The sequence below is a fragment of the Imtechella halotolerans genome (assembly GCF_028743515.2).
GTDB classification, from domain to species: Bacteria; Bacteroidota; Bacteroidia; order Flavobacteriales; family Flavobacteriaceae; genus Imtechella; species Imtechella halotolerans.
On the sequence record NZ_CP117969.2, the window covers coordinates 2540880 to 2566964 of the forward strand.

Genomic DNA, 26085 nt, shown 5'->3' on the forward strand with positions numbered 1-26085 from the left:
ATTGCGTGGTTTTTTATTAATTTTAAACGATGCTTTAGGCTTTATCGTCAGTCTTTTTTTCATCATCATTTTTGGAAGCATCCTTAAATTCTTTGATGCCGCTTCCTAAACCGCGCATCAATTCTGGAATTTTTTTACCACCAAATAATAATAGTAAAACAACCACTATCAATATAATTTGCGGTGCTCCTATCATTCCCAAAAAGATATGTGCTGAAATCATGCTTCTTATAATTTATAATAAGCAAAGGTAGTAATTAATTTTTGTTTTCTATTTTCCAATTCATAAGAAAATGTAAAAGGAAACCAAGGATTCGTTAAAAAAGGCCCAGTACTTCTTATATATGTTAAACAGACCTTAGTTTTAAAATAAAGTAATAGTCTAAAACGTTGAAAAAAGTTATAAATTTAACAGCCCAAAAAGCGCACTTCACCAAGAAATAGTATCATGGAACCTAAAAAAGGAAGAAGAAGAAGGCAACTGCGCAAAAAGTTGCTATATAAATACAGGCTTGTCATTCTTAATGAAGAGACATTTGAAGAGAAACTATCTTTAAAACTCAATAGATTAAATGTATTTGTTGTTGGGTCTGTGTTTGCGATTTTTTTGATTGTGAGTACCACGATTCTAATTGCGTTTACACCCTTACGAGAATATATTCCTGGTTATTCATCTGCTGAATTGAAAAAGGAAGCAATACGACTTACTTTTAAGACCGATTCTTTAGAAAGGGAATTGTATATGAGTAATCAATATTTAGGTTCAATTAAAAAAGTCCTAACCGGGGATATAAAAACTAATGAAATCAACAAGGATTCACTTTGGGAGCAGTATAGAAATGATCCAAATATACTTGATTTAGCTCCCAGTAGAGAGGATTCTTTATTAAGAGAGGAAGTTGCCTTAGAAGACAAGTATAATTTGTTTACACGGGCAACAACTAGGGCAGGAGTTCTACTTTTTTCTCCTGTATCAGGTACAATTTCTAATGAATACAATCCTAAAACTAAACATTATGCTGTAGATATAGTAGCTCCAAATAATGCACCTGTAAAAGCGGTTTCTGATGGTACAGTTATTTTTGCAGAATGGACGGCAGAAACTGGTTATGTAATCATTATAGAGCATGGTTATGGTCTAATCTCAGTGTATAAACATAATTCTTCTGTGAATAAATCACAGGGGGCGTTGGTGAAAGCGGGAGAGGTAATTGCCAATGTTGGGAATACAGGTGAGTACACTACTGGGCCACATTTGCATTTTGAGTTATGGAGTGATGGTTATCCTGTTAATCCAATGAATTATATTGATTTTAAATAGAGAAAAATGTCTATAAAATCGTTCGCGGCTAAGGTTTTTGCTTATATCATTCGACAAAAAACACTTCAATGGTCTTCTCGCCCTTATCGCACTCAAGATAAAGTATTCGAAGAGCTTATTAAACAAGGTAATGCAACTGTTTTTGGTCAAGATCATGATTTTAAATCTATTAAAAACCATACAGATTTTGTTGATAGAGTTCCAGTCAGGGATTATGAAGAATTAAGACCGTATGTTGAACGTGTTGTTTTAGGTGAAGAAAATGTACTTTGGAAGGGAAAACCTTTATATTTTGCCAAAACATCTGGAACTACTAGTGGTGCAAAGTATATTCCTATTACAAAAGAATCGATGCCAAATCATATAAGTGCTGCAAGGAATGCGATCTTGAGTTATATTGCTGAAACCGGTAAAGCAGACTTTGTTGATGGTAAAATGATTTTTTTACAAGGAAGCCCAATATTAAAAGAGCAAAATGGAATAAAATTAGGCAGACTTTCAGGGATTGTTGCACATTATGTTCCTAATTACCTTCAAAAAAACAGAATGCCTAGTTGGGAAACTAATTGTATCGAAGACTGGGAAACTAAAGTAGATGCAATCGTTGGAGAAACAGTATCTGAGGACATGACTGTGATTAGTGGAATTCCTTCTTGGGTTCAGATGTATTTTGAAAGACTAACCTCTATCACGGGTAAGCCAGTTGGAGAAATTTTTAAGAATTTCACTTTGTTTATTTATGGAGGAGTAAATTACGAACCCTATAGAGCCAAGTTTGAAAACCTGATTGGGCGTCGTGTTGATAGTATTGAATTGTTTCCAGCAAGTGAAGGTTTTTTTGCTTATCAAGATACTCAAACAGAAAAGGGAATGTTATTACTTCTGAATGCGGGCATTTTTTATGAATTTATAGAAGTTGATAATTTCCTTTCTGAAAACCCTAAACGTCTAACAATTAAGGATGTAGAAATAGGGGTTAATTATGTAATGATTATCTCTACCAATGCTGGTTTATGGGGGTATAATATAGGAGATACTGTTCAGTTTACTAGTACAAAGCCATATAGGATTATTGTTTCTGGAAGAGTAAAGCATTTTATTTCTGCTTTTGGAGAACATGTAATTGCAAAAGAAGTAGAAGAAGCTTTAAGGCTTTCCGTAGTGGGAACTAAAGCTCGTATCAATGAATTTACAGTTGCACCACAGATAACACCGGAACAAAATGAATTACCATATCACGAATGGTTAATTGAGTTTGAGCAGGAGCCTGAAAGCATGAGTGATTTTGCCCGAAAGATTGATGAGAATATGCAACAGCAAAATAGTTACTATTTTGATTTGATTGCTGGTAAAGTACTTCAACCTCTTAAGATTACACCTATTGTAAAAGATGGTTTTAAAGGTTATATGAAGTCTATTGGTAAGTTGGGTGGGCAAAATAAAGTTCAGCGTTTGTCTAATGATCGCAAGGTTGCGGAAGCGCTTTCATCTTTTAAAAAGATATAAATTGAATTATAACACTTAATTTTGTAGATTAAAATAACGTATGAGTTACACTAAAATCAAAGGAAGAACCCGAGCGCAGGAATCTACAAATGCTATTGAGCGTATGTATATTACAATGCGACATTTGTTTAATAGAGGTTTTTATAAGCCTATGGGTATATCTGGAGAATCGTTAAGAGAATCTTTATTACTATTACGCCCAGAGATTTATGGTACAATAGCTGAAGACAAAGCTGAGCTCAACGGACTCACCTATGTGCTTGAAAGATTGCCATTAGGTATTGAGGAGTGTCGTTTTATTAATTTAACTTCTGATGAAGGGTATAAAAGGTCTCATTTTAAACCTATAGTTCCTCCAAAAAGACGTCGAAATTGTTATCGGATTGATGATGAGCAAATGAATATCGAGATAACCAGAGGACGATCAGATATTTATGATATTCTTACTCATCTTACTTTTTTATTTATAGAATCCCATAAAATTGCCAAACGAGTTATGATTGGTGATAATGGGCGCACTACGCGTGATTGGGCAAAGTTAGAAGCTGCTGTACAAAAAAATAAACTTACCCAAGCTGAAAGAGAGGTAGCTTTAATACATACAGGGAATATTCTAGGTCGCACATTTGAAGAGGTATTAGAAGCGCACGGGAGTTTTGCTTCCAAGGAAAAGCCTGAACACTTTTTACACATTATATATTGGTTAGGCAAACTAGCAATTGAAGAGAAACTAACAGACAACAAACGTTCAATTACCTTTAGTCCTATTTTACGCGAACGTTTAGGTCATCATATCCATGGGGAAATTTGGGCAAATACTATTAAAAAGGCTCTTAAAAAGCATAAATTAATCCATAGACCTTTGCATATTATAAGTGCGAATATGCATAGTGTGATGAATACACTTTACGGTTTTAAAGCTTTAGAGAAGGAATTTAAAGGTAAAGACCCAATGGAGCTTTTTGAAGCCTTGAGTAAACCTGAGAACGATTTACTTAGAAAAAAAGTCAAAGACTTCGCTCATAAAAATGGAATGATATCAATTGATGATACCTCTGGTACCAATATTGATATTCAAATTTTTGATACTGCGTTAATTGATTTTGGTGGAACTGGATTCTCAGTTAATAGTGAGACTTCGGATAATGAAAAACCAGTTTTATTTGTTATGGATTATGCCTTTGGTGAACAGGCATATGAAACAATTGATGAATTTTTAAAGCCTTACAAAGAAGGTAAATCAAATGCTGTTTATTTAAATGTAGATTCTATTTCCATAATGGGGAAAGCTGGGATACTGGAAGGAGGGAAGGGAGATCTTATGATTCCTACGGCTCATATATTTGAAGGAACAGCTGATAATTATCCGTTCAAGAATGAACTTACCAAAGCTGATTTTGAAGGAAATGGTCTCCTTGTATTTGAAGGAGCTATGGTATCTGTTTTAGGTACTTCTTTGCAGAACAAGGATATTCTTAAGTTTTTTCAAGAATCCACTTGGAATGTTATTGGACTTGAAATGGAAGGAGTACATTATCAAAAGGCGATACAGTCGGCCTCTAGAGTTCGAAAAAGTATTCGTGAAGATGTAAAGGTGCGGTATGCTTATTATGCCTCGGATAATCCTTTAGAAACTGGAAGCACACTAGCTTCAGGAGGATTGGGTACTACAGGAGTTAAGCCAACCTATCTTATCACTATTAAGATTTTAGAACAAATACTGAATTCATAAGCATAGAATCGATTTTTAGAACTCCCCAATTGGGGAGTTTTTTTTATTTACAATTAAAAAAATAATTAATCTATCGAATTAGTATACTATTATAAAATTATTCAATATTTTTGCAATCAGAATAATAAGAAATGGCGGTTGTTTCGATACAAAAATTATTATATCAAGCTATTCAAGCGGCAGTGCAAGCGGGACAAGAAATACGCGCTGTTTATGAAACAGCATTTACCGTTGAAAATAAACCAGATGCTTCTCCGATAACCCAAGCAGATCTAAATGCCAATGTAGTTATTAATCAAAGATTAGCAGCTACAGGGATCCCCATTATTAGTGAAGAGAACAAAGAAGTTCCATATGCTATTAGAAAAGAATGGCAGCGTTGCTGGATTGTAGATCCTTTAGATGGAACCAAGGAATTTATAAATCGCAATGGTGAGTTTGCTGTTAATATAGCTCTTGTAGAATTGGGTATGCCTGTTTTGGGGGTTATTTATGCCCCAGTAACTGGCGAATTATTTTTTGCGGACGTCGCTAAGGGATTAGCCTGCAAAGCTTCTGTATGGAGTCTTAAAACACTTGAGTGTGCTTTAAATGAAGCTTTAGTCTTAAAACCATTTCAACTGACTAAAGAGAACGTTGTTGTGGTTACAAGTAGATCTCATCGGGATGCCCTCCTTGAAGACTATATAGGTGAACTTAATAAAGAATTTGATGAGGTCTTTGTTCTAACCAAAGGAAGTTCATTAAAATTTTGTCTTTTAGCTGAGGGAGGTGCTCAATTCTATCCAAGATTTTCTCCTACCATGGAGTGGGATATTGCGGCAGGTCATGCACTCTGTAAAGCTATAGGTATGAAATTAATTTCGATAGATACTAATCAGGAAATGAAATATAATAGAGTAAATCTTACAAATGGAAATTTTGTTGTGAGTTATGAGTAGTGATACTAGTCATAAAAGGCATATAGCTAAGGCAATAACTTGGCGTATTATCGGAACGCTTGACACTATGGCTTTGGCATGGCTCATTTCGGGCAATCCTCTTACTGGTGTTAAGGTAGGTGTCGCTGAAGTGCTGACTAAAATGATTCTATATTATTTTCATGAAAGACTTTGGTTTCGTTCTGCGGTAAGGGATAGTCGTAAGCGACATCTTTTAAAAACAGTTTCATGGAGAATGGTAGGAACAATGGATACCATGCTGTTAGCATGGCTTATTTCAGGGAATCCTTTTATTGGGGTCAAAATAGGTTTGGCTGAAGTGTTAACTAAAATGATTCTTTATTATTTGCATGAGCGAGTTTGGTATTTGAGTGATTTTGGTTTACCAGAAAGAAGTTTAAGATATCAAGATAAAAATGTAAAAAAAAGTGAATAATAATCTATTTCCATATAGGCATCATATTGGTTATGTTGATCGAAATCAACGTAATGGCCATAGATCAATTGTTGTTTGGTTTACAGGATTATCTGGGTCAGGTAAGACTACCATTGCAAATGCATTGGAAGAAATATTATTTGAAAGAGGATATCACACTTACATTTTAGATGGTGATACTTTGCGAAATGGACTAAACAATGATTTAGATTTTTCAAAGGAAGGTAGAAAAGAGAATATACGAAGGGCAGGAGAGGTCGCAAAACTGTTTACTGATGCCGGTATTGTGGTTTTAGCTTCCTTTATTTCTCCTTATTCGGATGATAGAACTTGGGTGAAGCAGTGTGTAGGAGAAGACTTCTTCTACGAGATATATGTGGACACCCCATTAGAAGTATGTGAGGCAAGAGACCCTAGAGGGCTTTATTCAAAAGCACGTGCTGGAGAACTATCTGATTTTACTGGAATTTCAGCACCATATGAGGAACCAGTTGCTCCTTTTTTTATAGTGAAAACATTACAAGAGACTCCACAAGAGGCTGCACAACGACTTTTTAAAGAATTAAAACCTTTGTTAAAAAATAATAATGAGTAGGTATTATTTAAATTATTTAGATGAATTAGAATCCGAAGCTATTTATGTACTTCGCGAGGTATATGCACAATTTCGTAATCCAGTAATCTTATTTTCAGGAGGAAAGGATTCAATAGTAGTTACCCACTTAGCTCGTAAAGCGTTTAGTCCAGGTAAGATTCCATTTCCTCTAATGCATGTTGATACAGGACATAATTTTCCTGAAACTATGATGTTTAGAGATGCATTAGTGAAGGAATTAGGTGTTCAACTTATAGTTGGGTCAGTACAAGAATCAATCAATCAAGGAAGGGTGGCGGAAGAGAGAGGGCGCAATGCTTCTCGAAATGCTTTGCAAACAACTACACTTCTTGATACGATTGAAAATCACAAAATTGATTGTGCAATAGGCGGAGGAAGGAGAGATGAGGAGAAAGCGAGAGCTAAAGAAAGATTCTTTTCACATAGAGATGATTTTGGACAATGGGATCCAAAAAATCAAAGGCCTGAACTGTGGAATTTATTTAATGGTAAGTATGTAGAAGGAGAACATTTTAGGGTATTTCCAATAAGTAATTGGACTGAAATGGACGTATGGAATTATATCAAAAGGGAACAAATAGACATACCTACTTTATATTTTGCACACGAAAGAAAGGTTGTTTGGCGAAATAACAGCTGGATTCCTCAATCTGAATTTTTGACTATTCAAGAAGATGAGAAGGTTTATAGTAAGAAAATTCGATTCAGAACCTTGGGGGATATCACCATAACAGGGGGAATAGAGTCAGAGGCAGATACACTTGAAAAAATTGTTGATGAGGTAGCAGCTATGAGACAAACTGAGCGAGGAAATCGTGCAGATGATAAGCGCTCAGAAACAGCAATGGAAGATAGAAAAAGGCAGGGTTATTTTTAACCTCAAGATTTTTATTTTGATTAAAGGAGACGTAAAACTAAAAAATATGCATGCTTCAATTAGGAAGCTGACACCCTTTTTATATGGAACTTGATAACAATCAACTTTTACGATTTACAACTGCAGGGAGTGTAGATGATGGCAAAAGCACACTAATCGGAAGACTTTTATACGATTCAAAATCAATTTTTGAAGATCAATTAGAAGCAATTGAAAATACTAGTAAACGAAAAGGACATGAAGGAGTAGACCTTGCGCTTTTCACAGATGGATTGCGTGACGAACGTGAACAAGGGATCACTATAGATGTGGCTTACCGGTATTTTACCACCCCAAGACGAAAGTTTATAATAGCCGATTCACCAGGTCATATTCAATATACTAGGAATATGGTTACTGGAGCATCTACCGCAAATGCTGCTATTATTTTAATTGATGCTCGTCATGGTGTAATTGAGCAGACCAAACGACATACATTCATTGCTTCTTTGCTGCAGATACCACATTTGATTATTTGTGTAAATAAAATGGATTTGGTGGGGTATGAGCAAGAGCGGTTTAATGAAATAATGACCCAATTTGAAGAATTTTCATCAAAACTGTTGGTAAAAGATATAAGGTTTATTCCAATCAGTGCATTAGAAGGGGACAATGTAGTAAATCGCTCACAAAATATGTCTTGGTATCAAGGCGCACCCTTATTGTATGAATTGGAAACGTTACATATTTCAAGTGATATTAATAAAGTTGATGCTCGTTTTCCCGTACAAACGGTAATACGACCTCAATCTGAGGAATTTAGGGATTATCGAGGTTATGCAGGTCGAGTAGCAAGTGGTATTTTCCGTCCAGGAGATGAGGTCACCGTTTTGCCATCTGGGTTTACATCTACCATTGCTTCTGTGGATACTTATAAAAATGAAGTTAGCGAAGCTTTTGCCCCCATGTCAGTAACCATTACATTGGAAGATGATGTTGATATAAGTAGAGGAGATATGATTGTTAAGAAAAACAATCTCCCAACGGTAACTCAGGAATTTGATGTGATGCTTTGTTGGTTGAATAATCATCCAGCTCGTCCAAATACCAAGTATATTATTAGGCATACTACCAATGAACAAAAAGCGATAATAAAGGAAATTTTATATAAAATTAATATCAATACCTATGAGCGAGTAACAGATGATAAGCAATTGGTAATGAATGATATTTCTAGGGTAAGAATCCGTACTACAAAACCTTTAATGGTAGATTCTTATAGAGAAAATCGCATTACCGGAAGTATAATATTGATAGATGAGGCCACAAATGAAACGGTGGCAGCGGGAATGATACATTCTTAAAACTAATCAAGGAATGTTAATTAACGTTCCTTTTCTTTTGAAGAAATCTCAGCTGCCGTTCGGAGTTTTGGAGAAATATAGTACTTTTGGAAAGAACAGAAATTATCTAAAGCTTTTATCGATTTTGACACAGATTAAACATATTTGCTGTATAGGCGCGGGGTATGTGGGTGGACCTACAATGGCTGTTATTGCTCAAAAATGTCCCAATGTAAAAGTAACCGTGGTAGACCTTAATGCAAAACGTATTGCGGCTTGGAATCATGAAGACCTTACACAATTGCCTATTTATGAGCCAGGTTTGGCTGAAGTTGTTAAAGAGGCCAGAGGACGTAATTTGTTTTTTTCAACGGAGATTGAAAAGGCAATTGATGAGGCTCAAATGATTTTTATTTCAGTTAATACTCCAACCAAGACCTATGGAGCAGGTAAAGGGATGGCAGCCGACTTAAAATACATTGAGTTATGTGCTAGACAAATAGCTAAAATATCCCAAGACGATAAGATTGTTGTTGAGAAGTCAACTCTCCCTGTTCGGACAGCCCAAGCAATAAAGAATATTCTTGATCATACAGGGAATGGAGTCAAATTTCAGATTCTATCAAACCCGGAATTTCTTGCAGAAGGAACTGCAATAGAAGATCTTCATAGTCCTGATCGTGTTTTAATTGGTGGGGATACAACAATAGAAGGTCATAAGGCCATTCAAGCCTTGGTTGATATCTATGCTCATTGGGTTCCAAAGGATCGTATTTTAACGACCAACGTATGGTCTTCTGAGCTTTCCAAACTTACTGCAAACGCATTTCTCGCGCAAAGAGTTTCATCCATTAATGCCATGAGTGAGCTTTGCGAAAAAACAGGTGCAGATGTAAACGAAGTGGCTAGGGCTATTGGCATGGATAGTCGTATTGGGCCAAAGTTTTTAAAGGCATCTGTTGGTTTTGGAGGTTCATGTTTTCAAAAGGACATTTTGAATCTTGTGTACATTGCGAAATCATATGGATTACATGAGGTAGCCAATTACTGGGAGCAAGTGGTGATTATGAATGACCATCAGAAACGTCGTTTTGCATACAATATAGTAAAGACTTTATACAATACCGTTTCGGGTAAGAAAATAGCATTTTTAGGTTGGGCATTTAAAAAGGACACTAACGATACTAGAGAATCCGCAGCCATTTATGTGGCGGACGATCTATTAAACGAACAAGCGCTTCTGGCTGTATATGATCCTAAGGTTTCTGATGAACAGATTTATTCCGATCTTGACTATTTGAATTCCAGATCTTCAGAAGATAATGCAACTTCAGTTACAATTTATAATTCTCCATATGATGCATGTAAAGGTGCACATGCCATAGCAGTTTTGACGGAATGGGATGAGTTTAAAGAGTATGATTGGTTAAAACTTTATAATGATATGCAAAAGCCTGCATTTGTGTTTGATGGAAGAGGAATTCTAGATAAAGAATTACTAGAGTCTATAGGTTTTGTATATTACAAAATAGGAGAAGGTTCTTAATATAAAGTATTCAATGAAGCGAGTATTGATTACCGGTGCTGCCGGATTCTTAGGATCTCATTTGTGTGATCGGTTTTTACTGGAAGGCTTCCATGTAATAGCAATGGATAATCTAATTACAGGGGATTTACAGAATATTGAACACCTCTTCAAAGAAGAACATTTTGAGTTTTATCATCACGATGTTACCAAATTTGTGCACGTTCCGGGAAAGTTAGATTATATCTTACATTTTGCTTCACCGGCGAGTCCAATAGATTATTTAAAAATTCCTATTCAGACTTTAAAGGTGGGTTCTTTGGGAACGCACAATTTATTAGGATTGGCAAAGGAAAAAAAGGCTCGTATTTTAATTGCTTCTACATCAGAAGTTTATGGCGACCCATTGGTTCATCCTCAAAGTGAAGACTACTACGGAAATGTAAATACTATTGGTCCTAGAGGAGTTTATGATGAAGCAAAGCGATTTATGGAGTCTATTACCATGGCTTATCATAGGTTTCATGGATTAGAAACACGAATCGCACGTATATTTAATACTTATGGACCACGTATGCGACTTAACGATGGTAGAGTGATACCCGCCTTTATTGGTCAGGCTCTTAGAGGTGAAGATCTGACTATTTTTGGTGATGGAATGCAGACACGCTCATTTTGTTATGTAGATGATCAAATAGAAGGATTGTTTCGCCTGTTAATGAGTGATTGTAATGACCCAATTAATATTGGAAATCCTGAAGAAATTACCATTAGGGATTTTGCTCAAGAAATCATAAATCTTACTCAATCTAATCAAAAGGTTGTTTATAAATCATTGCCTGTAGATGATCCGCTTCAACGCCAACCTGATATTACAAGAGCTAAGGAATTATTGGGTTGGGAACCTAAGATTTCTCGATCTGAAGGGATGAAAAGAACGTACCAATATTTCCAGTCTTTGCCTAAAGAAGAATTGTTTAAAACGGCACATAGAGATTTTTCAGACCGTAATAAAGCATAGATTGTATTTTACAAAGTAGCAGGTGTTCTAAATGGATGACCATATCATCAATCCTTGGAGTCTGTTTCTTCTATTAATTGATAATGGTATTTTAGTTAATTGTAAGACCTTTATATTTTTTAAATATTAATCATATCATAATAGGATTAGTTTTTTAAATACTGAAATCCGAATAATCGGAGACAATTAATCATGGGAAGCCTAGCATTTTGGGTATAGGATGGTTTCAATTGCTATTATTTTAAATCCTTTATTTAGTAGAATTGGACAAACTTCTTTGGCGTGAAATAAGGTCTATTTTTTAAAACCATTAATGGTATTTCTACAGAAAAGTAGAAAGACTTACCTTTGCATCGTCTTTGTATTTCAAACTTCATTGGGTAGTACGTGGACTGATATAATATCAACGAAATTAACACAACATAATATGAGAATTTTACTGTTAGGCTCTGGAGGAAGGGAACATGCTTTTGCATGGAAATTAGTTCAGAGTGAGCAATGTGAACAACTGTACGTAGCTCCAGGGAATGCGGGTACTGATACAATTGCAAAAAACGTGAATATCAACCCAACAGATTTTGAAGGATTAAAATCCTTTGTCATTTCCCATGCTATAGAAATGGTGGTAGTTGGCCCTGAAGACCCACTAGTAAAAGGCATTTATGATTTTTTCACCTTAGATGAAACCCTTAAACATATTCCCGTAATTGGTCCTTCTCAACTAGGTGCTGAATTAGAAGGAAGCAAAGAGTTTGCAAAAAAATTTCTAATAAAAAACAACATTCCAACAGCTGCTTATCAAAGCTTTACAAAGGAAACAGTCCAACAAGGGTGTGATTTTTTAACAACCCTAAAACCACCTTATGTACTAAAAGCGGATGGTCTTGCTGCTGGTAAGGGGGTACTTATTCTTTCAGACCTGCAAGAAGCTCAAGATGAGCTAACGAATATGCTAGTGAATGAAAAATTTGGCAATGCAAGTGCTAAAGTTGTTATCGAAGAATTTCTTGATGGCATAGAGTTAAGCTGTTTTGTATTAACTGATGGGAAAAGTTATAAAATACTTCCTACTGCCAAAGATTATAAGCGTATTGGTGAAGGAGATACTGGTTTAAACACAGGAGGTATGGGGGCAGTGTCACCGGTTCCTTTTGCTGATGAGGTTTTCATGGAGAAAATAGAAACTAGAATTGTAAAACCTACAATCGAAGGGCTTAAGAATGAATGTATCCCTTATAAGGGATTTATTTTTATCGGATTGATAAAGGTTGAAGATGATCCTTATGTAATTGAATATAACGTACGTATGGGAGATCCTGAAACTGAAGTAGTATTACCTCGTATTAAGAATGATTTGGTAACCCTTTTTAAAGCAGTAGCCCAGGAGAGACTTGATGAAATCACCCTTGAAATCGATGAAAGGAGTGCTACAACTGTAGTTATGGTATCTGGAGGATATCCAGAAGATTATGAAAAAGGAAAACTAATTTCAGGGCTTACTAAAGAAACAGATTCGATAATTTTTCATGCTGGGACGAAAACGCAGGAAGAGGTAGTTGTTACAAACGGAGGTCGTGTTTTGGCAATTACTTCCTATGGAAATAATTTCACTCAAGCATTGGAGCAATCTTATCAAACTATTGCCGGAATACATTTTGAAGGCATGTATTTCAGAAAGGATATTGGTTTTGATCTGTAAAATAAACAGAGTATGTAAAAAAGCGTCTAAAGGAAATTTAGACGCTTTTTTGTTGTGTGCCGTGCATGGTAACTAACTAGGTGGTGAAAGTCCACTGTGGGGGTTTGTAATCGCCAACCACTAGCCAAGAGCAAGGGTGTCCATTGCGAAGTGGAATCTGAAGGAAGCTGGCGGCAAAACTCTGCCCCGAGGAACACGAACAACATTAGGCATAACCGATGGGATGAGGCTGCCATACAAGTCAAAATCCAAAGATTACACGGACATCGGGATGTAGATGTTGCGGGGACATGGAGTGAAAGTGAGTTATCTTACCACGGGAGATCTCATGGACGTGTGTACACAGAGTATGAAACACGGAGTAAAGCTAGCCATGAGAAGTCAGCCGAGGCCATAGTACCATATAACGACGATATTTGGGAAGGGCTGAACTTTAAGGAGTGAGAAGTAAATGAAAGTTACCACATGGAAGGTAGAATGCAGAATATCTTAGAAGAAAAGACCTACCCACAGAAGAATAGGACGGCATCCGAAGGCAATGTGGGAGGGCAGACTTTCATGAGGATAATTGAAAACAAGCTCACGGAGAATAACCAAGTAGGACAAGGTATGTTGGAATACATTCTATCCCCTTCTAACCTGAATGCAGCTTATCTTCAAGTAAAGCGCAATAAAGGAGCGGGGGGAGTTGATAAGATGGAAGTCGAATCCCTTAAGGATTATCTTATTTTCAACAAGGAAGAACTGTTAAGCTCCATCCTTTGTGGCAAATACCGTCCCCATCCTGTTCGTAGGGCAGGTTGCGGATCCACTCTAAGAGCGTATCAAAGATGAAATCCAAACTTAAGGAACTGACATCACGCAGCAATGGCTGGGGAAATGACCGCAGGAAGGAGTCACTCCGCCAATATATTATTGGTTGGGTGAATTACTTTAAACTGGCGGATATGCAGAAACTGCTTTTAAGGATAGACGAATGGTACAGGCGGAGAATCAGGATGGTTATCTGGAAACAATGGAAACGAATTATAACCAAACAGAAGAATCTGGTCGAGCTAGGAGTCAAAAAATCTAAGGCATGGGAGTGGGCAAATACGAGAAAAGGCTATTGGCATATAGCAAATAGCCATATCCTCAAAACCACAATCACCACAGACAGACTTAAACAGGCTGGATATGTGTTCTTGCGGGACTATTACCAAAAGGTTAGAATCAAAACTTAAAGAGCTGCCCTGTGCCGAACTGTACGAAGGGTGGTGTGAGAGGACAGATAAGGAACTTTAAATCAAGTTATCTTTAAGGGAGTTGTAACTTTATAAAAAACTTATATATTTGAAAATTGTTACCTAATAATTATTAAAACTTTAAGTAAAATATCTTCAATGTAAAGTAAATTATGTGAAATAATTTGTAGTGAAATGCACAAAGAAATAGAATCAAATAGCTCTGAAAAATTCTTAATTAAAGAGATGGTGGTTGGCAATGAGAGAGCCTTTGAGTTTCTTTATGCAAAATATTACCCACCCATTTATGCATATTGCTTTAGTCTGTTAAAGACAAGAGAAGACGCTGAAGAAATTGTTCAAGAAGTTTTTACTAAGCTATGGGTTCATGCTTCTGATATTGATTTAAATTCTTCATTAAAGGCTTATCTATATACTATAACCAAGAATTTATCATTTAATTACTTAAAAAAATCTGCTAATCAACATACGCTTAAAGAATCACTTTTTTACAGAGCCATTTCAACTCGTGATGCTACATTTGAAATATTGATAGATAAGGAATATCAAAGTTTGAAAATTGAAGCAATAGAACTTTTACCTGAAAAGAGAAGGATAATTTATCAGATGTCTCGCGACCAAGGTATGAGTTATGATGATATTAGTAGTGAGCTTAATATCTCAATGAGTACAGTCAAGAATCAAATGTCAAAAGCACTACAATTCATCAGGAAATATCTACAGTTAAAAGCAGATGTTACTTTTTTGCTTTTGTACTCATTATTAAACATGTTTTTTTCTTAACTATTTTTAATTAAAATAGAATCCATTTCTGGATCATGACATTATCTCTTAAAGTTTTGAAGTCTTGTCATTGAAAAATTCGATTTTATAATAAAATTCGATTTTTTTAAATAACGAGTAGTACAAACTCAAATTTGAGTTGTATTATTTATAGAAGGAAAAAACGATAGTTGAATTTATGAGCCCATCAGAAAAGGAGAATTTCCAAAGACTTTTAAAAAAGTATGTACGAAATGAAAGTACAGAAATCGAATTAGAAGAACTTTTTAATTATATCAAACTTCAAAATCATCCAAATGATATATTGGATGTAACAGAAGTATTGAAGAATGTTAAGGAATTCCCTGAGATGGACCCAGAAGGAAGAGATAGGATACTTAAATCAATATTACAGACTCCTCAAATTAAGGTTACAGCTCGAAACCCAAAAAGGAATTATTGGAAATACGCAGTAGCAGCTATATTTATTGGCCTCTTTGTATGGAATAATTCCTCAGATAAACTTTTGGTGTTGCCTGTTAGTGAATCTACTCCACTTCAAATACCTGATGAAAAAATTATTTTCACACAATCAAATGGAGTGATTTCATTAATTGATGATTCAACTGATAGGACTTTGTATAATGATAAAGGGGAGAAGGTTGGTGAAATTACTGGAAAGTTTTTTAAAGATGTTAGTGTTGGTAAGGATAGCCAAGTGAAGGTTACAGCCTATAACTCAGTATATGTACCTTATGGAAAGACATTTGAATTAGTGCTTTTTGATGGAACCCGTGTTCTTTTGAATGCAGGCTCAACATTGGTCTTTCCGTCTTCAATTGTTGATGAAAAAAGACAAGTTTATTTAGATGGAGAGGCTTATTTTGATGTTGTTCATAACGCTACTAACCCCTTTATTGTTAAAGCCAATGATTTGAATATAAAGGTTTATGGAACATCGTTTAATGTTTCTAATTATGGAGAAGATATTTATTCTGATGTTGTTTTGGTTGAAGGGTCTGTAGGGATGTACTCTGGTAATCCTTCAAATGAGATAAGGCTTTCCCCAGGAGAAAAAGGATCATTTAGTAAAAAAGATAGAATTATTGATAAAAGGGTGGTGCCAACAACTCTTTACACTTCTTGGATAAATGGAGAGTTAGTGTTTAGAAATGCAACATTTGAAAGTATCGTTAAAAAACTCGAAAGACATTATAATGTAAAAATTAACAATCAAAAGGCATCATTGGCTGAAATTACATTTAATGCAAATTTTGGGAAAGAGCCTTTAGAAAAGGTTTTGGCATATTTAAATAGAATTTATGAAATAGAGTACACCATAAATGGAAATGAGATTATTATATTTTAATAATGTTAACTTTTTAATTATGTTAATTATGAATTGAACCCAGAAAGAAAAATAAAAATCGGAAAATGCTCGCAACATTTCCCGATTTTAAAAAAGTGATTAGAATTTAACCACGAAAAACACCTTAAATATATGAAAAACCTTCAAGCCAAAACTTGTTTTGTGACCTATTTGAAAAAACTTAAACAAAATTATAGTTTAGTACTTTTTTTCTCCGTTTTATCTCTTCAGGCCAATAATTTATACTTTCAAGTAACAATAAGCAGTCAGAATAAAACAGTCTCTCAATTACTTGACGAAATAGAATCATTAACTAATTATAGATTTGTCTATAAAACTTCTGATGTAGATCTTCAAAGAAAAATTAATCTTAAGGTGGAGAATCTACCTTTAGAAATGGTTCTAGAAAGAGTTTTCAAAGATACGCCAACAACGTTTACTATTATAGAAAATCAAATTATTCTTAAACGTCAATCATCAATTGATATACAACAGACATTTTTCATAAAAGGAATTGTAACGGATTCAGAAAATAAACCTTTTCCAGGAGTTACTGTATTGGTTCAGGGTACAGGAAAAGGTAGTACTACAGATGATCAAGGGGGATATGCAATTGAAGTGAAAAATGGTGATGTAGTACTTTTTAGCCATATTGGATTTAAAACAATTCTTAAAAAGGTTTCAGATCAAATAAAGATAGATGTCGTCATGGAAGAGGATTTGACTCAATTATCTGAAGTTGTAATTACTGGAATTTATGAGCGGAAATCAGAGAGTTTTACCGGATCTTCAATAACAGTCACTAAAGAAGATTTAAAAAAAGTTGGTAACGCTAATTTTTTTCAAGCTATACAAAATATTGATCCTTCTATAGTTCTAGTAGATAATTTCTCTTTAGGTTCTAATCCAAATACATTACCTGACATTCAAATACGAGGAACCTCTACTTTCCCAGGAGAACAAAATGCAAGTGGTTTAAAGGGGAATTATCTTAGAAACCCTAATCAACCATTGTTTATTTTAAATGGTTTTGAAACAAACATTGAGCAAATATTTGATTTGGATATTAATCGTATCGAACGAATTACTATTTTAAAGGACGCTGCTTCTAAAGCGATTTATGGAGCGAAGGCAGCCAACGGAGTGGTCGTAATTGAAACTACAAAAATGTATTCGGAGAAGGCACTAATTACGTACAATACCAGTATTGATTTAGAATTGCCTGATTTAAGTAGTTATAATTTGACAAATTCTCTTGAAAAACTAGAAGCTGAACGAATAGATGGTTATTATATACCACAATTTAATGATCCTGAACAATATGCTCAACTTCAACAATTGTATAATGCTAGAAAAAAATTGGCATTAGAAGGGTTAGATACTGATTGGTTAGCAAAACCCCTGCGAAATGGGATTGGACAGCGGCATTCTTTAACCGCCGAAATTGGTTCAGAAGAATTGAGAATACTTGGAGATGTATCCTATAGAAATGTACAAGGAGCTATGAAAGGTTCCGAAAGAACCAATATTACGGGGAGCATGACAGTATCCTATAGGATTAAGAACTTTTCGTTTAGAAATATAATGATGGCAAATAATAATACTGGGAAAGAATCTCCTTATGGGCTTTTCTCGGATTATGTTAAAATGAATCCATATTGGAGAGCAGTTAATGTAGATGGGACAATACCTTATTATGCCGAAATAGCTCAAGATGGGAGTGGTTATACTAATCCATTGTATAACTCAACTCTTAATTCGAGAAATGAATCGAGTTATTTCAACTTCATAAATAATTTTTATTTGGAATGGAATATTATCCCAGAGTTAAGAGCTACTACACGAATTGGAGTTGATGTTAAAAAAAGTGAAGCTGACGAGTTTTACCCTTCAAAGCATACCAGATTTGAAAATTATGTTGGGGAAGATGCCACTAGAAAGGGCCTTTACCAAATAAATAATGGAAAAAGCAGCTATGTTTCCGGGGACTTTAATATGCAGTATTCCAAGAATATTGGAAAACATTTTATTTTCTCGAATTTTGGTTTTAATGTAAGTGAACGAAAATTCAATGAAATAGTCCATAGGGCAGAAGGTTTTCCAAGTAGCAGGATGGATAATATTCTTTTTGCGAAGGCTTATGCTTTAGACTCCAGACCCACAGGAATTGAGGGACTATCAAGAGATGTAGGTTTCCTGTTAGTTGGATCTTATACATATGATGAGCGGTTTTTAAGTGATTTGACTTTTAGGAAAAGTGCATCTTCACAATTCGGATCGGATAAACGATGGGCTAACTTTTGGAGCTTAGGGTTAGGATGGAATATTCATAATGAATCCTTTATGGAGTTGGTTTCTATAGATCAGTTAAAGTTAAGAGGTTCAATAGGGTCAACTGGAAATCAAAACTTTAATACTAATGAGTCAATAGCTACATATAACTATTTCCTAGAATCACTTTATCAAGGATTTCCAGGCTCTTATCTTAACAATTTGCCTAATCCATTTTTACAATGGGAGACTAAGTTTGATTACAATGTTGGATTAGATGTAAAAAAGGGGCCAATATCGCTTCGCATGGATTATTACGAAAGTTATACGGAAAACCTAATAACGGCTATAACGTTGCCGTATTCTACAGGATTTAATAGTGTTAAAGACAATTTAGGTAAAGTGAAGAATAGTGGTCTTGAAGTAGATGTATCAGCCCTTTTATGGTCTAGTGGACGTAATTTTGTTGCTATTAACGCTGGTATAGCAATGAATAATAACAAAATTGTAGAACTTTCAAATTCAATGCGAAGCTTTAACCAGCGAATGGAAGAGCTAGCAGCCGATAGAGGAAACAGCAAACCAGTAAATAAATATGAAGATGGAATGTCGATGAATGCAATCTGGGCTGTTCCATCATTGGGAATTGATCCTGCAACAGGGAATGAAATTTATATGAAGAAAGACGGTTCTACAACTTTTGAATGGGATGTTTCAGATATGATTGTGGCTGGAAATAGCAATTCAAAGTATAGAGGAAATTTTGGTATTTCTGGTGAATATAAAAGATTTGGTATTAGTCTTACAGGTCGATATTTAGGAGGCGGCCAAATATATAATAATACTTTGGTTGACCGTGTAGAGAATGTTGACATGAATTATAATGTGGACAAACGAGTGTTAACTGGTAGATGGTTATATCCTGGACAGGAAGCATTATTTAAACGCCTAGGGAATTATTCTGCAGATACTGATGGAGATAATGTTTTTGAAGTTTTTGCAGAAAAAACCCGAGCAACGACCCGATTTGTTCAGGACAGGAATGAGTTAGACATAGCCGCCATTAATGTGTACTATGAGTTTAATAAAAGAGTAGTTGATTACTTGAAGTTAAGTAGGTTAAGAATCAATTTTAATATGAATGAGGTTGCTACTTTTTCATCCGTACGAATTGAACGTGGACTAGAATATCCATTTGCTAGGAATCTCTCATTTTCTTTGATGGCAAACTTTTAAAAAAACAACTATGAAAAATATTCGAAATATTACTTTTAGTATCCTGGGCCTATTTGCTATTTCGGCCTGTAGTTCGGATTGGCTAGATGAAACATCTACGTTACAAATTCGAGCTGAAAAACAATTTCAAACTGAAGAAGGATTTAAAGACGCCCTAATTGGAGTTTATATCTCAATGACTAGACCAGAAATGTACAGCAAGGACATGACCTGGTATTTAGTAGATTTATTAAGCCGGCAATATGCGGATTTGCCTCCTTTGGCTAGATATGAAAATATACAGCAGTTTAATTATGCTACGTCAAGGTCAACAGGTCAAATTGATAACATTTGGCAAAAATCATATAATACCATTGCTAATATTAATAGTGCATTGTATTATATCGATAAGAATAAAGAGGTGCTTGATCCACTTAATTACAGTTTGATTAAAGGAGAATTGTTAGGGTTAAGAGCTTTTATCCATTTTGATTTATTGCGTTTGTTTGGTTTAGGAAATTTAACTCAGCGAAATTTAAATTCTGAGTTTACAATTCCCTACGTTACTAGTAATAGTAAAGAAATCACTCCAAGTCGCCCTTATGGTGAAACATTTACATTGTTACAAAATGATCTAAATCAGGCGGCTGAACTGCTTAAGAAAGATCCCATTTATATTCACAATACTAATAGTAGTGAACATTTTTCAGAAGTAAACCGAGAAGGTTTTTATGATGATAGAGAACAGCGAATGAACTATTATGCAGTTCGGGCATTACAAGCTAGAAGTTTATTATGGATGGGGAATGATCAAGAAATTGATCAGGCGAAAATTGCAGCATTAGAGGTAATTGAAGAAGCGCCATTTCAGCTAATCACTTCAGAAAATTATTTGGTAAGCAATGATCCAATACTTTATCCGGAGGTGCTTTTTACCTTAAATGTAAATGGATTAGCTAATCTGAGCAACCCTTTGTTAAATGCTAATTCAGAGACTAATTATGATGCAGTGTTTATTAGTGAAACGGATGCCTCTGAAATTTACGAAACACAAAATGTTAATGTGGGTATTGCGGATGTTCGGTATAATACAATGTTGACAAGTCAGACAAGAGGGTTGGTGAGCATTAAACTATTACAACGAAATGTAACGATGCATCCGAATCAAGTTCCTTTAATGAAATTAGCTGAAATGTATTACATAATGGCTGAATACTTCATTGGTGAACAAGACACGGCACAGGCTGTTTTTTATTTAAATAAGGTTAGAAGTAGTCGCGGAATTCTTGATGAACTCCCAATTACATTAACTCCAGAACAGCTTGATGAAGAATTGCAAAAGGAATATCGAAAGGAATTTATTAGTGAAGGCCAACTCTTCTTTTTTTATAAAAGATTAGGCAAAACAACCATTCCTGGGGTACCGACAACGGTTGAGGTTAATGACAATATTTATGTATTGCCCCTGCCAGATAATGAATTAGAGTTTGGAAGTTAATAACCATAAAAAAACTAAAAATGAAAACAAATAATATAATTGTATATCTATTATGTTGCTTATTATGGTTTAGTTCTTGTCATAAGGATGAGTTAACCAGTTTTAAGTCTAATGATGCCATAAATTTTACAAGCGAGAATTTTACGTACTCTTTTTTAGGAAATAATACAGGGGAGTATATTCAGGAGATTCCAGTAAGAGTAATAGGGAATGCTAAGGATTATGATCGTTATTTTCAAATTGAAGTTTTAAATGATTCATTAACTACTGCTTCTAATAATCAATATGATGTATTAGAAGGAATTGTAAAAGCAGGAGAATTCAAAGGGAAACTTTATGTTAAAATATTTAACTCAGATGAATTAAATGAAGAATCTGTAGGTATTCATATGAAAATTTCTAATTCGGATGATTTTACTAAGGGAAATATTGAATCGTCGTATTTCAATCTAGTATGGACTAATAAGGTAGTTGTTCCTAATTGGCGATATTATTCTTTTTTCTTTACAAGGGTTGCCAGCACTTCAGCTTATAGGGCTGTGGTGGCTTCAACGGGATTAACAACATTCACATTACAAGACTACAGAGCGTTGGGTCCAACAGGTGCTCAGGCTCTCGGGACCCAATTTGGAGATTATGTAAAGCAATGGAACTTAGATAATCCAGACAATCCTTTAAGGCATGATGACGGTACTCAGGCGGGAGAACTCATTGAGCCCTTATATTACACTAAATCACTTTTTGATTAAGGTTATACCAGCCTAGCAGTATATTTTTTAACCATGACAAAACATTTAATATGAAAGACATAATAAAATATTTTGTGGTATTTGTTGTTGTCGCAGGAATTTTTCAATCTTGCTATAGCGATAGAAGCACATTAGACTTAAATCCAATATCAGGAGTCAATATTGATACTACTGATATGGTAAATTTTTCAGTTTATCAATTTGATTTTTTAAAGGTCATTCCTAAGTTACAGATGGGTTCATTAAAGGACACTGATTTAATTTATGAGTGGAAGATTAATTTAGTGCCTGATGATACACTATATCAAATAATTTCAAATGACAGAAATTTAGATTATGAGGTAAAGTTTAAACCTAATACTTCGGGAAAAACACATCAACTCTATTATACCGTTACTGATAAAAATACAGGTCTTGACTATATTATGACTTGGCCAGTAACTGTACTGAATAATATAGGTGAAGGATTAATTATTGCTGAAACTTACGATGGAAATTCAACAGAGATAAGTCATATTATGAGCCCTGAAGTTACCACAGGTTTCAATGATGTTAGTGTGAAGTATGAAGTATTCTCATCTCTTAATAATGGAATCAGAATAGATGGTCTTATTAAGGATATGAGGTTTACAAAAATCTATGGTGTTGATGCCCTATTGGGAATAACGGATACTGATATTTACAGAATTAACACTATCGATTATACTTTGGGTGGAAAAAATAATGATTTATTTTTCACCTCTAAGGCAACGTATCTTCCACAATCCTTGGGAGGTGTAAGGCAAAATGATTTATTGATTGAAGGGGGTAAACTAACAGCAACATTTTTGGGAGCTTCAACTAAATTTGGGCTTCCTTTCGACTCACAATTTACGGTCCCTACTTATGTGGCTTCTAATCCATTTACGTATAATCCCCTACCAATTATTTTAAGTTTTTACGATGAAGTAAACGGTCATTTTGTTTATCAGCCTTCGTTTAATTCTTGGGGAGACAGAAATATGTATGTAACTCCATCAGTGATAGACGGACCTTTTAATCCTTCTGAATTGCCAAACAAAATTAACCTGGCTGCCAGTGTAAGTACAGAAGGAGAGTTTCGACATTTGTTAAAGGATCAAAATTCGAGTGCAGTTGAAATTTTTATTTTGGATTCAGGGCAAGACAACTATCCAACTGTAATTGCTCCTGCGCCTAAATCCGTATATGATATTTCGAATGCTCCTGACATTCAAAATGCTAGTCATTTTGTTTTTCTTGACAACCAGCGTATAATGTATTATGCTTCTGGTAGCAAAATTTATGCTGTTCTTTATGCTGGTACTACTCCAGTTATAGAACATAGATATACAATTCCTGATGGGGCTGAAATAACAACAATGCAGGTATTCCAACAGGCGGATTATCCATACAAAAGTGATCCAAATCAATACTTGGCCAGTAATAATAAACAATTAATAGTTTCTACATATGGATCAGAAGGAACTGTTTATTTACTTCCTTTTGTTAATGTTGGTATAGGTAATATAGATCAAGCAAACATTAGAAAGTTTACTGGATTTGGACGTATTTCAGCCATAACCACCCAGTTATAATTTATTTTTTCAAATAAAGGGTTTTGAGTCAAGATCCCTTTATTTGGAGAATATCTTATGAATAAGATGTTTGAATTATCTAATCTTAAAAAATCAATGAATACATATTTACGTATAGCAAGGCTTGAATTAAATGTCTTGTTCTTTTCTCCTATTGCATGGATTATATTAATAATATTTGCTGTACAAATTGGGGTAACTTTTAGTGATATTTTAGAAGCCCGAGAAGCAAGTCAACAATTAGGAAATCAATTTAAAGGACTTACAATGAGTGTTTTTGGAGGGCCAGATGGTTTCTTTGCATCCCTTCAGAATAAGTTGTATCTCTATATCCCTCTATTAACTATGGGGTTAATGAGTAGAGAGTTGAGCAGTGGTTCTATAAAGCTCCTCCAATCTTCACCAATTACCAATTCACAAATAGTTTTAGGAAAATTTCTTGCTATGGTTGTTTATGGGTTTTTATTGATGATTTTGACTCTAATTGTTATTGTAGTTTCTTTTTATTCTATTGAATATATAGATGTTAAGTATTTGTTGGGTGGGGTATTTGGGCTATTTATTCTGATTTGTGCTTATGCTTCAATTGGACTATTAATGTCATCACTTACGTCTTATCAGGTCGTAGCAGCAATAAGTACATTAGCAGTATTAGCAACTCTCAGTTATATTGGAACAGTAGGGCAGAGCATAGAATGGGTAAGGGACATTACATATTGGATTTCGATAGAGGGAAGGGCTGATAATTTTTTAAATGGCTTAATAAGCAGTAAAGATGTTATCTACTTTATTTTAGTAATTGTACTCTTTCTTTCACTTACAGTGATGCGTTTAAATAGTGGTCGTAAAACATACGCAACTGGAATCAATGCAGTGAGGTACGTAGGCCTAATTTTAGGAGTATTGTTGATTGGGTATATCAGTTCTTTGCCCAAATTAAATCATTACCTAGATACCACTCGTTTTAAAGAGAAGACGCTAACAGATCAGAGTATTGCTCTTATAGATTCTCTGGAGGAACCATTGGAGGTTACTTCATATGTAAATGTTTTAAATTACTTTGCTCATCTAGGAGCTCCTAAGTTCAGAATTTTTGACTTAAAGCAATTTGAACAATATACCCGTTACATGCCCGAAATGAAAATGAAATATGTGGCATATTATGATTCTACGTTTACTTCAAGAGATAATTCAAATGAAACGTTAAAGGAAAAAGCTGAAAAGTATGCTACGGCTTATGGGTACGACTTTGTAGAAATTTTATCTCCAGATGAAATTAGAAATGAAATTAATCTAAAACCAGAGGGAAATGTTTTTGTCAGAAAAGTATCCTATAAGGACAAGAGTACATTTTTACGTATGTATCTTGATATGTATGTTTATCCTCATGAGGCTGAAATATCTGCTGCAATTAAACGATTGCTATATACTCCAACAGTTTTAGGTTTTTTATCTAATAATGATGAAAGGCGAATAGATTTAGTTGGGGATAAGCACTACGAATCAGCTGTCAATGCAATTAATTCACGAGGTTCCTTAGTCAATAAGGGATTTACTGTAAAGTCAATTAATCAGGTTTCGCAAATTTCTAAAGATCCCGAGCTAACTGTTTTGGTTATTGCAGACCCTATTACCCCATTTACCTCAGATGAACTTCAAGATATAAAAAAATTTATTAGTACGGGAGGGAACATATTTATTGCTGGAGAACCGTCAAAGCAAGAGTTGTTAAATCCAATTTTAAAGGAGATTGGTATTTCATTTGCTCCAGGTACTTTATTACAACAAACGGATGACTTTGAATTGGATTTAATCCAATCCAGTTTAAGTAAAGAGGCTTCCTTTCTGAATTTGCCTTTTAAAAATGAAGATGTTGTTGCCCTATCTGGGGCCGTAGGAATTCGAACTGATTCTGTTGTTCCAGGTTTTAAACTTACCGAGCTTCTTACTACGAACTCCCATGAAGTATGGAGAGAAACCAATTTGTTTAACCTAGAAGAGGATTCTTTGTTTTTAGATAAAAGTGTACAAAGGAGTAATGAACTACCTGTTGGGGTTGCTTTAGAAAGAAATGTGGATGGAAAGAATCAAAGAATTGTAGTTATGGGAGATGCAGATTTCATGAGCAACGCTGAACTTAGGAGGTTTAATATTCAAACTAAAAATTATGATTGCATAATGAAGATTTTTCAATGGTTAAGTAATGGGCAATTCCCTATTGATGTTTCTCGTCCCTCTCCAATTGATAACACCATTTTAGTCTCCCAAAAACAGATAGGTTGGATCAGCAAATTATTGATTCTAATTATCCCTTTAAGCATTGGGATTTTAGGAGGTGTAACTTTATTAAGAAGAAAACAAAAATAACATAATACAAAAGATTTAA

21 protein-coding genes are annotated in these 26085 nt (G+C 34.7%); 20 read left to right on the top strand and 1 reads right to left on the bottom strand.

Annotation, left to right across the window (positions count from 1 at the left end; genetic code table 11):
- Window positions 1-34: 34 nt before the first annotated feature.
- Complete coding sequence (gene tatA / locus PT603_RS11360; RefSeq protein WP_008236392.1) at window positions 35-223, bottom strand: twin-arginine translocase TatA/TatE family subunit; 189 nt, start codon at window positions 221-223, stop codon at window positions 35-37.
- Between the two features lie 225 nt (window positions 224-448).
- Here tatA and PT603_RS11365 point away from each other — a divergent pair, with 225 nt between their 5' ends.
- The 20 genes from PT603_RS11365 (at window position 449) to PT603_RS11460 (ending at window position 26066) form a co-directional block, all read left to right on the top strand.
- Window positions 449-1321 (top strand): M23 family metallopeptidase, encoded by an 873-nt coding sequence (locus tag PT603_RS11365; protein WP_008236391.1) that lies wholly within the window; start codon window positions 449-451, stop codon window positions 1319-1321.
- Window positions 1322-1327: 6 nt separating this feature from the next.
- Window positions 1328-2827 (top strand): GH3 family acyl-acid amido synthetase, encoded by a 1500-nt coding sequence (locus PT603_RS11370; protein WP_008236389.1) that lies wholly within the window; start codon window positions 1328-1330, stop codon window positions 2825-2827.
- A gap of 40 nt (window positions 2828-2867) precedes the next feature.
- On the top strand, window positions 2868-4559 hold the full coding sequence (locus PT603_RS11375) for a DUF6909 family protein (RefSeq protein ID WP_008236387.1): 1692 nt from the start codon (window positions 2868-2870) through the stop codon (window positions 4557-4559).
- Window positions 4560-4690: 131 nt separating this feature from the next.
- Window positions 4691-5500, top strand: a complete 810-nt coding sequence (gene cysQ, locus PT603_RS11380) for a 3'(2'),5'-bisphosphate nucleotidase CysQ (RefSeq protein WP_008236385.1) — start codon at window positions 4691-4693, stop codon at window positions 5498-5500.
- Window positions 5493-5936: a DUF2061 domain-containing protein gene (locus PT603_RS11385; protein ID WP_008236384.1), complete on the top strand. Its 444-nt coding sequence runs from the start codon at window positions 5493-5495 to the stop codon at window positions 5934-5936. Before cysQ ends, PT603_RS11385 begins: the two co-directional genes overlap by 8 nt.
- Window positions 5929-6531, top strand: a complete 603-nt coding sequence (gene cysC, locus PT603_RS11390; protein ID WP_008236383.1) for an adenylyl-sulfate kinase — start codon at window positions 5929-5931, stop codon at window positions 6529-6531. The genes PT603_RS11385 and cysC overlap by 8 nt, the downstream gene beginning before the upstream one ends.
- Window positions 6524-7429, top strand: coding sequence for a sulfate adenylyltransferase subunit CysD (gene cysD / locus PT603_RS11395; protein ID WP_008236382.1), 906 nt, complete (start codon window positions 6524-6526; stop codon window positions 7427-7429). Before cysC ends, cysD begins: the two co-directional genes overlap by 8 nt.
- Before the next feature lie 83 nt (window positions 7430-7512).
- Complete coding sequence (cysN, locus tag PT603_RS11400) at window positions 7513-8772, top strand: sulfate adenylyltransferase subunit CysN (protein WP_008236381.1); 1260 nt, start codon at window positions 7513-7515, stop codon at window positions 8770-8772.
- A gap of 13 nt (window positions 8773-8785) precedes the next feature.
- Window positions 8786-10297, top strand: a complete 1512-nt coding sequence (locus PT603_RS11405; protein ID WP_008236380.1) for a UDP-glucose 6-dehydrogenase — start codon at window positions 8786-8788, stop codon at window positions 10295-10297.
- Between the two features lie 13 nt (window positions 10298-10310).
- Window positions 10311-11297 carry a UDP-glucuronic acid decarboxylase family protein gene (locus PT603_RS11410; protein WP_008236379.1) on the top strand — a complete coding sequence of 329 codons (987 nt, stop codon included), beginning with the start codon at window positions 10311-10313 and terminating at the stop codon, window positions 11295-11297.
- Window positions 11298-11724: 427 nt separating this feature from the next.
- Window positions 11725-12996 (top strand): phosphoribosylamine--glycine ligase, encoded by a 1272-nt coding sequence (gene purD / locus PT603_RS11415; RefSeq protein WP_008236378.1) that lies wholly within the window; start codon window positions 11725-11727, stop codon window positions 12994-12996.
- A 465-nt stretch (window positions 12997-13461) separates the two neighbouring features.
- Window positions 13462-13830 (top strand): RNA-directed DNA polymerase, encoded by a 369-nt coding sequence (locus PT603_RS11420; RefSeq protein WP_008236376.1) that lies wholly within the window; start codon window positions 13462-13464, stop codon window positions 13828-13830.
- Entirely contained in the window at window positions 13827-14219 is a 393-nt protein-coding gene (locus tag PT603_RS11425) for a group II intron maturase-specific domain-containing protein (protein ID WP_008236375.1), read from the top strand. The genes PT603_RS11420 and PT603_RS11425 overlap by 4 nt, the downstream gene beginning before the upstream one ends.
- Window positions 14220-14414: 195 nt before the next feature.
- Window positions 14415-15023 carry an RNA polymerase sigma factor gene (locus PT603_RS11430; protein ID WP_008236369.1) on the top strand — a complete coding sequence of 203 codons (609 nt, stop codon included), beginning with the start codon at window positions 14415-14417 and terminating at the stop codon, window positions 15021-15023.
- A gap of 178 nt (window positions 15024-15201) precedes the next feature.
- Window positions 15202-16371, top strand: coding sequence for a FecR family protein (locus PT603_RS11435; RefSeq protein WP_008236367.1), 1170 nt, complete (start codon window positions 15202-15204; stop codon window positions 16369-16371).
- A 132-nt stretch (window positions 16372-16503) separates the two neighbouring features.
- Window positions 16504-19878: a SusC/RagA family TonB-linked outer membrane protein gene (locus tag PT603_RS11440; RefSeq protein ID WP_008236366.1), complete on the top strand. Its 3375-nt coding sequence runs from the start codon at window positions 16504-16506 to the stop codon at window positions 19876-19878.
- A 10-nt stretch (window positions 19879-19888) separates the two neighbouring features.
- The gene (locus PT603_RS11445; protein WP_008236365.1) at window positions 19889-21355 is read left to right on the top strand and encodes a RagB/SusD family nutrient uptake outer membrane protein; all 1467 of its coding nucleotides are present in this window, start codon (window positions 19889-19891) and stop codon (window positions 21353-21355) included.
- A 20-nt stretch (window positions 21356-21375) separates the two neighbouring features.
- Window positions 21376-22104 carry a DUF4843 domain-containing protein gene (locus PT603_RS11450; protein WP_008236364.1) on the top strand — a complete coding sequence of 243 codons (729 nt, stop codon included), beginning with the start codon at window positions 21376-21378 and terminating at the stop codon, window positions 22102-22104.
- A 50-nt stretch (window positions 22105-22154) separates the two neighbouring features.
- Window positions 22155-23699 carry a PKD-like family lipoprotein gene (locus PT603_RS11455; protein ID WP_008236363.1) on the top strand — a complete coding sequence of 515 codons (1545 nt, stop codon included), beginning with the start codon at window positions 22155-22157 and terminating at the stop codon, window positions 23697-23699.
- A 96-nt stretch (window positions 23700-23795) separates the two neighbouring features.
- Window positions 23796-26066 carry a DUF4350 domain-containing protein gene (locus PT603_RS11460; protein ID WP_008236361.1) on the top strand — a complete coding sequence of 757 codons (2271 nt, stop codon included), beginning with the start codon at window positions 23796-23798 and terminating at the stop codon, window positions 26064-26066.
- Window positions 26067-26085 lie beyond the last annotated feature (19 nt).